The sequence below is a fragment of the Actinoplanes sp. NPDC026670 genome (assembly GCF_040638175.1).
GTDB lineage: Bacteria > Actinomycetota > Actinomycetes > Mycobacteriales > Micromonosporaceae > Actinoplanes.
On the sequence record NZ_JBEZXU010000012.1, the window covers coordinates 206,799 to 215,108 of the forward strand.

The window sequence follows — 8,310 nt, forward strand, 5'->3', positions numbered from 1 at the left end:
TTCGGAACGTGACCCGCTCCGTGCTGATTATTCGCACCTAGCGCGCCGGCTGACTCTCCGCCGACGCGCAGACCTCCCGCATCCGCGGGGGGTCTTTTTGTTGTGCTCGGCGGGTGACCGATCGAAAGGACTTTCCCCGATGGACTACCAGGTGTTCGACACGACGCTGCGGGACGGCGGGCAGCGCGAGGGAATCAGCTACACGGTCGCCGACAAGCTCGCGGTCGCGCGCCTGCTGGACGAGTTCGGCGTGGGTTTCATCGAGGGTGGCTGGCCGGGCGCCATGCCCAAGGACACCGAGTTCTTCGAACGGGCGAAGACCGAGCTGGATCTGAAACACGCGGTGCTCGTGGCGTTCGGCGCGACCCGCAAGGCGGGTGTCGACGTGGCCGAGGATCCGCAGGTCAAGGCGCTGCTCGACGCCGAGACGCCGGTCGTCTGTGTGGTCGCGAAGTCGGACATCAGGCACGTCGAGCGGGCGCTGCGCACCACCGGCGACGAGAACCTGAACATGGTCCGGGACACGGTCCGGCATCTGGTCGCGAACGGGCGGCGCGCCTTCGTCGACTGTGAGCACTTCTTCGACGGGTTCCGCCACGACCCGGAGTACACGGCGAGCGTCGTGAAGGCGGCGTTCGAGGCCGGCGCCGAGCGGGTCATCATGTGCGACACCAACGGCGGCATGCTCCCGTCGATGGTCACGAAGGCGATCGACCAGGTCGTGGCGATGACCGGGGTGAGCGCCGACCAGCTCGGCATCCACTGCCAGAACGACACCGCCTGCGCGGTCGCGAACACCGTCGCCGCCGTCGAAGCAGGCGTCCGGCACTTCCAGTGCACGGCCAACGGGTACGGCGAGCGCCCCGGCAACGCCGACCTGTTCGCCACGGTCAGCAACCTGCAACTCAAGCTCGGGCTGAAGGTCCTACCGGACGGATGCCTGGAGAAGGCGACGCGGGTCTCCACCGCGCTCGCCGAGATCGCCAACATCGCCCCCGACACCCACCAGGCCTATGTCGGGGCCGCGGCGTTCGCCCACAAGGCGGGCCTGCACGCGAGCGCGATCAAGGTGGATCCGCTGCTCTACAACCACATCGACCCGTCGGTTGTGGGCAACGACATGCGGATCCTGGTAACGGAGATGGCCGGCCGGGCCAGCATCGAGCTCAAGAGCCGTGAGCTCGGACTGGACCTGGCCGGCCACCCGGACACCCTGACGAAGGTGACCCGGAAGGTCAAGGACCTGGAGGCGACCGGCTGGTCGTTCGAGGCCGCCGACGCCTCGTTCGAGCTGCTGGTACGCAGTGAGCTGCCCGGCGCCGACCTGGCCCGGCCGTTCACCCTGGAGTCGTACCGGGTGCTGGTCGAGCACCGGGAGGACGGCACGGTCATCTCCGAGGCGACCGTGAAGGTACGGGTGCGCGGCGAACGGGTGATCGCCACGGCCGAGGGCAACGGCCCGGTCAACGCCCTGGACGAGGCGTTGCGTACCGCGCTGACCAGCCACTACGAGCACCTGAAGTCGTTCGAGCTGACCGACTACAAGGTGCGGATCCTGGAGGGCAGCCACGGTACGAACGCCGTGACCCGGGTGCTGCTGGAGACCAGCGACCACAGCCGGGAGTGGACCACCGTCGGCGTGCACGAGAACATCGTCGAGGCCAGCTGGACCGCCCTCGTCGACGCCCTCACCTACGGCCTGGCCCGCACGTCAGCTCCCGCTTCCTGAACGCTGGTCCCGGACGGCGGCTCTGATCAGTTCGAGAGCCGCCGCCCGGGGCATCGGGTCCAGGCGGCTGCCGTCCCGCAGCCGGAGGGCCACCTCGCCGGAGGCGGCCTCCCGGGCGCCGAGCACCGCGATGTACGGAACCCGGCGGTGGTCCCGGATGCGGGCGCCGATCGAACCGTCGTGCACCACCTCCACCCGCAGGTCGGCTGCCGAGTCCGCGAACGAGCGGGCAGCCGCGTCCTGATCGGCGCCGATCGGCAGGACCGCCAGCTGGACCGGCGCGTACCAGACCGGGAACGCGCCCTCGTGCACCTCGATCAGGTGCCCGAACAGCCGCTCCATCGAACCGGCCAGGCTGCGGTGCACCATCACCGGCCGGTCCCGTCCGCCGTTCGCGTTCACGAACTCCAGCTCGAACTGCTCGGGCTGGTGGTAGTCGATCTGCACGGTGGCGAGGGTCCACTCCCGGCCGGACGGATCGGCCACCTGGACGTCGATCTTCGGGCCATAGAACGCGGCCTCACCCGGAACGGCCAGGTACTCGACCCCGGCCTCGGCCAGCGCCCCGCGCAGCAGCGCCTCGGCCCGCGCCCACGAGTCGTCGTCACCGCCGTACTCCTTCCCCGGCCCGCGCAGCGACAGCTGGTAGGAGACCGGGCCCATGCCGAGCGCGGCGTGCGCCTGCCGCGTCAGCGCCAGCACCCCGGCCACCTCGGCACCGGCCTGCTCCTCGGCGCAGAAGATGTGCGCGTCGTTGAGCAGCATCTGCCGGACCCGGGACAGGCCGCCGACCACGCCCGACCGCTCGGCCCGGTACATCGGTCCCAGCTCGGCGACCCGCAACGGCAGTTCCCGGTACGACCGCCCGCGCGACTTGAAGATCAGCGCGTGATGCGGGCACAGGCTGGGCCGCAGCACCAGCTCGTCGTCGCCGACCCGGATCGGCGGGAACATGTCGTCGGCGAAGTTGCGCCAGTGGCCGGACAGTTCGTACATCCGGCGTTTGCCCAGGGCCGGCGAGTACACGTGCCGATATCCGGCCCGCCGCTCCAGGTCGTACAGATAGGACTCCACCTCGTGGCGTGCGGCCGCGCCGTCCGGAAGCCAGAACGGCAGGCCGGCGCCGATCAGCGGATCGGAGTCGAAGAGGTTCAGCTCGCGGCCGAGCCTGCGGTGATCGATGGACATGTCGGGTCTCCTCGTTTCGGGGACCCCGGACGACAAAGCCCCGGGCATGTCGCCCGGGGCCGGTCGTCGCTCTCTAGCGCAGCATCGACTCGTCGCCGGGAACTCCCGGCGTGGTCGTCATCGAGCTGAGCATCATGCCGACGATGCTAGGAGGTGGCGGAGCGCGACTCCAACCAGTTTTCCGAGAGGAGCTGGAAGAGGTAGTGGTCCTGCCAGTCGCCGGCGATCTTCAGGTACTTCGGCGCCATCCCGAACCGGACGAAGCCGTTGCGTTCCAGGACACGCTGTGACCGTACGTTATGAAGAAGTGTGCCTGCCTCGAGCCGATGCAGACCGTAAGTGAGGAACGCCGCCTCAGCGACCGCCGCGACAGCGGCGCTCGCAACGCCCCGCCCGGTCGCCGCCGCGTCCACCCAGTAGCCCAGGTTGGCCGACTGGAACGCGCCGTGCACCACGTTCGACAGATTGACCCGGCCGATGACCCGGCCGGCCTCGACGATCGCGTGCGGCAGCGCGTTGCCCGAGCGCAGCGAGTCGGAGATCAGCTGCCACTGGCCCTCGGTGGTGTAGTAGCTCTCCTCACGCAACGGATCCCAGGGCGCCATGTGCTCCCGGTTGGCCCGCAGCAGGGCCGCCATCTCCTCGGCGTCGGCCGGACTGATCAGCCGGATCGCTATGTCGCTCATGCGGCCGGGACGGTCAGCCAGGCGATCACCGCTCGGTGATCGGAGTCCTTCACACTGTGCACCTGGACATCTTTCACCCCGATCCGGTCATCGGCCAACACATGGTCGATGGTGACCGGCGGGATCGGATCCCCGTCATACGGCCCCCACGTGCCGATCCAGCCCTTCCCGACGGTGTCGGCGGCATCCCGGTAACCGGTGTCGATCAGGTCACGCAGCGGTTTGTGGTCGAGGGTCGAGTTGAAATCGCCCATCAGGACCTTCGGCAGCCCGCCGGCGGCCGGCACCTGGTCGGCGAGGTCGGCGGACCAGCCGGAGACCATGTCCATGGCGGCCGGAGCCAGCGGATGCACCGACTCGACGTAGACGGTCCCGGCGCCGGGCACCTGCACCGCCGCGTGCGCCTGCTGGAAGCCGCCGTCGTTGCGCCGGGACGCCTGCTCGGCGAAGTCATAGCGCGAGTAGAGGCCGGAACCGCTCGCGCCCGGCTCCGGGGCGAGCTGGTTGAAGGGCAGCAACTGCTCCAGCCCGGCCGCCTTCAGCGCCTGCTGAGCGGGCACGGTGAACTCCTGCAACGCCAGCACGTCGATCCCGTTGTCGCGCACCAGCCGCACGATCTCGCTCGCGTCAGCCCCGCCGAAGAGGATGTTCGCCGTCATCACCCGGAGCTCGACGCCGGTCGACGGGCCCTCGTCGCCGTCGGCGACGACACGCGGCACCACGGCCATCGCGAAACCGAAAGCGATCAGGACCGCCACCGCGGCGGCGGCCCACCGGCGGGCGATCAGCGCGCCGAGGGCGGGGATCAAGGTCCATATCGCGACGTACGGCGTGAACGCCAGCAGTTGGACCCAGAGGCCGGCATCCCACCCGAAGGCACGCGCCAGGAACCAGATCACCGCCGGGATCAGCGACAACCAGAGCAGACCGGTCAGCACGATGCGTCGCCGCCCGACCGGGCGTGCCGCGGGTGGCGCGTCGGTGATCGTCATGGCGGCGACGGTATCCGCAGGCTGCCACCCCGGATGGGTGAACGCGGCTCAGGTCACAGAATCGACGGTGGTCGCCGGGCGAGTGGACCGCCCAGATCCTCGACCCGGTCGGCGGTCGCCGCCCGCCGCACCCAGCGATAGATCTGAGCAGGGTCTTTGCAACTCCGGATGGTGTCGCGCGCCTCACCCGAGACCTCGACACCGCGTGCCTTGAGAACGTGGAACAGGGCGCCGGTCATGCCGGTCAGCCGTCCCTCGGCCCGGCCCTCGGCCTCGGCCCGGGCGGCCATGCGCCGCAGGAGATCCTTCGGAAGGTTGTATCCGATGCGCGTCATGGGGGTTATCGTACGCCTAGCTGAACCATGACAGCTAGGCGTGGGTCAGGGTGTGCGACCTCGTGATCGCACACCCTGTCCGTCGTCAGAGCTCCGAGTCGACGACCTCGCCGAACTCGGCGAGCTCCGCCCGGATCGCCGCGCCGTCACCCTCGACCACCAGGGTCAGCGCGTTCACCGCGAGATGCTCGGCGGCCGCCTTCGACACCTGCTCCACGGACGCCTCCAGATACTCCGTACGCAGCGTCTCGTAGTAGTCGTCGGGCAGGCCGTGCACCACCAGCGTGCTCAGCGCCCCGGCGATCGCCCCCGGCGTCTGCATCTCCACCGACAGCTGGCCGGCCCGCCACGAACGCGCGACCTCCAGCTCCTCCTCGGTGATGCCCTCCGCCTGGGTGCGGGCGATCTCGCCGAGCGTGTCCCGGATCGCCGGGGCGGTCACCGCGGTCTGCACCCCGGCGGCCACCTCGAAACGGCCCCAGCGGCGGGTCATCGCGTACGACCCACGGATCCCGTACGTGTACCCCTTCACCTCGCGGATCAGGTGGTTGAGCCGGGACGTGAACGCGCCACCCAGCACCGTCGCCGCCAGCGTCATCGGTACGTAGTCGGGGGTGGCCCGCTCCGGCGCCCGGTGCCCGATACGCAGCGTCGACTGCACCGAGTCCGGCCGGTCCACCAGGATCGTGCGCCGGTGCGGCGGCAGCACGACACCGAGCGGGCCCTCCAGTGTCAGCGGGTCACCCGAGGTGCCCTCGAAAGCCGCCTCGGCCAGCGCCGCCAGGTCCAGCGCGTCCAGATCGCCGGCCACCAGCAGCACACCCGGCCGCCGCAGCCAGGCCTCGTGGAAGGCGAGCACGTCCTCGACGGTCACCGCGGCCACCGACGTCGGATCGCCGTGCAGCGGGCGGCCGTAACGCCCGTCCGCGCCGAACAGGTCGGCCCGCAGCGCGGCGTCGGCGCGGGGGCCGGGCTGCGCCCAGTCCATCCGCAGCGCGGTCACCTCGTCGTCGCGCACCCGGGCCACGTCGGCCGGATCCAGCTTCGGCGTACGGGCGGCCTCCGCGGCCAGGCGCACCGCGTCGGCCAGCAGCGGGCCCGGGGCGGACACCCCGACCCGGAACGTGTCCCAGTCCACACCCGGGGACAGCTCCGCGCCCAGGCTCTCCAGCGCCAGCGCGTACGCCGCCGAATCCCGTTTGCGGGTGCCCTCCTCCAGCGACTTGGCGAGGACGGTGGCCGTACCCTCCCGGCCGTCCGCCTCCCGGGCCGCGCCCGCGTCCAGCAGCAGCAGCGCGCTCGCCAGGATCTGGCCCGGCATGTGGGCGGCGATGACGGTGCCGCCGTGCGCGGTGACCCGCCGGATCACCGGGAACGAGTACGGCCGGGCCGCTCCGGCGCCCGGTCGGGTGGTGACGAGGGTCATGACGGCTCCCCGGGAACGTAGGTGAGAGTGACACGGGACTCGGGGCGCAGCACCTGACGGGCCGCCTCGGTGACGTCCTCGGCCGTGACGGCCAGCCACTCCGGCAGACGGTCGGCGGCCGTCGCCGGGTCACCGAACTGGGTCGCATAGCGCCCCAGCAGATCGGCCCGGCCGTACGCCGTGGACACGCCCCGCCACCACGAGGTGGTCAGCAGCGCCTTCGCCCGGTTCAGCTCGTCCGCCGTCACCGGCTCGTCGATCAGGCTCTGCACCACCTCGGCCAGGCCCGCCTCCAGGGTCTCCAGGCCGACGCCGTCCTTCGCGGTGGCCGTGATGATCAGCGGGGCCGGCGCGTGCGCCAGATCCACCCCGTACGCCCCGATGTAGTCGGGCTGGGCGATCCGGGAACCGTCGGCCAGCCGCTGGTAGAGCCGGCTGCCCCGGCCACTGCCGAGCACCGTCGACAGCACCGTGATCGCGTCGTACCCCGCCGTGCCGAACGGGTAGGTCCGGTACGACAGGTAGATCCGCGGCGCCGGCACGTTCGCGGTGACCTCCTCGCGAGCCGCCTCACCGGCCGGGATCGGCAGCGTCCCGTCCGGCGCCGCCGGAATGCCGGGAACCGTGGCGATCGCCCCGAAGTACTTCTCGGCCAGCTCGAACACCTCGGCCGCGGTGGTGTCGCCGACGACCGTCAGGACCGCGTTGTTCGGCGCATAGTACTGCTGGTGGAACGCCTTGAAGGTGTCCAGGGCGGCGGAGTTCAGATCCTCCATCGACCCGATCGTCGAGTGGTGGTACGGGTGCCCCTCCGGGTACAGCAGCGGCAGCAGGCGCAGCCAGGCGTCACCGTAGGGCACGTTCTCGTACCGCTGGCGCCGCTCGTTCTTGACCACCTCGCGCTGGTTGTCCAGCGTCTCCTGGGTCAGCGCTGGAACCAGGCCGCCCATCCGGTCGGCCTCCAGCCAGAGCGCCAGCTCCAGATGCTCGGACGGCATCGTCTCGAAATAGTTCGTCCGGTCCGGGTTGGTGGTCGCGTTCAAGGAGCCGCCGTTGCCCTGGACCAGCTTCATGTGCTCGGTCTTCTTCACGTGCTGCGAACCCTCGAACATCAGATGCTCGAAGAGATGCGCGAACCCGGTCTGGCCTGGCGGCTCGTGCCGGGAGCCGACGTCATACCAGAGGTTGACGCAGACGACGGGCGCCGTCCGGTCCTCGCTGACGACGACGCGCAGACCGTTCGCGAGCTGCGTGGTTTCGATGGGCCACGGATAACCGGTCGTGGCGACCGGTGCGGATGGTGACGTCACCCGTCCAATCTTGCCCTGTCCGACACGAATCCGGCGCGGGCTCCGTTCGTGAGAGACGGCCGGGGCCGGCCATTCCCGGCCCTAACTCCATGGCGCATGATCATGGCCGGGTGCGATGCTGGGCGGCGTGCTTGAGGACGTACGGGTGAACGACCGCCTGACCATCCCGGCGGCTGAACTCTCGTGGCGTTTCTCCCGCGCGAGTGGCCCCGGTGGCCAGGGCGTCAACACCACCGATTCGAGGGTCGAGCTGTCGTGGGACGTGCTCGGCTCCGACCTGCTGCCCCCGATGCTCAAGGAACGCGCCACCGAACGGCTCGGCGGCCGGCTGGTGAACGGTGTGATCACTGTCATCGCCTCGGAGAACCGGTCCCAGCTCCGCAACCGCGAGGCCGCCGCGGACCGGCTGGCCGGGCTGATCGCGGCCGCCGTCGCGGCGCCGCCCCGGGCCCGCCGCGCGACGAAGCCGACCCGTGGCTCGGTCGAGCGCCGCATCGCCGACAAGAAGCGCCGAGCCCAGACCAAACGCAACCGCCGAAGCAACGACGACTGATTCCCTATCGGGGATTTGTTGTCAAGTGCGGGTCTGCTTGACGGTCGGTGAGGGTGCCGGGGAGGATTTGTGTGGGGAAGGTCGCCTCGTC

General features: G+C 70.4%; 8 protein-coding genes. 2 read left to right on the forward strand and 6 right to left on the reverse strand.

Annotation, left to right across the window (positions count from 1 at the left end; genetic code table 11):
• The first annotated feature begins 139 nt into the window (after window positions 1-139).
• The gene (gene cimA / locus AB0E94_RS14800; RefSeq protein ID WP_360326347.1) at window positions 140-1,729 is read left to right on the forward strand and encodes a citramalate synthase; all 1,590 of its coding nucleotides are present in this window, start codon (window positions 140-142) and stop codon (window positions 1,727-1,729) included.
• On the opposite strand, the gene thrS is transcribed toward cimA, so the two are convergent.
• From thrS to AB0E94_RS14830, 6 genes are all read right to left on the reverse strand, one after another.
• On the reverse strand, window positions 1,712-2,917 hold the full coding sequence (gene thrS / locus AB0E94_RS14805) for a threonine--tRNA ligase (RefSeq protein ID WP_360326349.1): 1,206 nt from the start codon (window positions 2,915-2,917) through the stop codon (window positions 1,712-1,714). The two genes, cimA and thrS, sit on opposite strands and share 18 nt — an antisense overlap.
• A 146-nt stretch (window positions 2,918-3,063) precedes the next feature.
• On the reverse strand, window positions 3,064-3,603 hold the full coding sequence (locus AB0E94_RS14810; RefSeq protein ID WP_360326351.1) for a GNAT family N-acetyltransferase: 540 nt from the start codon (window positions 3,601-3,603) through the stop codon (window positions 3,064-3,066).
• Window positions 3,600-4,595, reverse strand: coding sequence for an endonuclease/exonuclease/phosphatase family protein (locus AB0E94_RS14815; protein WP_360326352.1), 996 nt, complete (start codon window positions 4,593-4,595; stop codon window positions 3,600-3,602). Before AB0E94_RS14815 ends, AB0E94_RS14810 begins: the two co-directional genes overlap by 4 nt.
• Before the next feature lie 53 nt (window positions 4,596-4,648).
• A complete protein-coding gene (locus tag AB0E94_RS14820; protein ID WP_360326354.1) occupies window positions 4,649-4,930 on the reverse strand; it encodes a hypothetical protein in 282 nt (93 codons plus the stop codon).
• Window positions 4,931-5,015: 85 nt separating this feature from the next.
• Window positions 5,016-6,356, reverse strand: a complete 1,341-nt coding sequence (locus AB0E94_RS14825) for a pitrilysin family protein (protein ID WP_360326356.1) — start codon at window positions 6,354-6,356, stop codon at window positions 5,016-5,018.
• Entirely contained in the window at window positions 6,353-7,666 is a 1,314-nt protein-coding gene (locus tag AB0E94_RS14830; protein ID WP_360326357.1) for a pitrilysin family protein, read from the reverse strand. The genes AB0E94_RS14825 and AB0E94_RS14830 overlap by 4 nt, the downstream gene beginning before the upstream one ends.
• A gap of 115 nt (window positions 7,667-7,781) precedes the next feature.
• On the opposite strand from AB0E94_RS14830, the gene arfB reads away from it, so the two are divergent.
• Window positions 7,782-8,219 carry an alternative ribosome rescue aminoacyl-tRNA hydrolase ArfB gene (arfB, locus tag AB0E94_RS14835; RefSeq protein ID WP_360326359.1) on the forward strand — a complete coding sequence of 146 codons (438 nt, stop codon included), beginning with the start codon at window positions 7,782-7,784 and terminating at the stop codon, window positions 8,217-8,219.
• Window positions 8,220-8,310: the final 91 nt, after the last annotated feature.

Excerpts from the sequence above, each read along its gene's own strand:
- AB0E94_RS14815 (WP_360326352.1), bottom strand. The coding sequence starts at position 4,595 with ATGACGATCACCGACGCGCCACCCGCGGCACGCCCGGTCGGGCGGCGA.
- cimA (WP_360326347.1), top strand. The coding sequence starts at position 140 with ATGGACTACCAGGTGTTCGACACGACGCTGCGGGACGGCGGGCAGCGC.
- AB0E94_RS14825 (WP_360326356.1), bottom strand. The coding sequence starts at position 6,356 with ATGACCCTCGTCACCACCCGACCGGGCGCCGGAGCGGCCCGGCCGTAC.
- arfB (WP_360326359.1), top strand. The coding sequence starts at position 7,782 with ATGCTGGGCGGCGTGCTTGAGGACGTACGGGTGAACGACCGCCTGACC.
- AB0E94_RS14820 (WP_360326354.1), bottom strand. The coding sequence starts at position 4,930 with ATGACGCGCATCGGATACAACCTTCCGAAGGATCTCCTGCGGCGCATG.
- AB0E94_RS14810 (WP_360326351.1), bottom strand. The coding sequence starts at position 3,603 with ATGAGCGACATAGCGATCCGGCTGATCAGTCCGGCCGACGCCGAGGAG.
- thrS (WP_360326349.1), bottom strand. The coding sequence starts at position 2,917 with ATGTCCATCGATCACCGCAGGCTCGGCCGCGAGCTGAACCTCTTCGAC.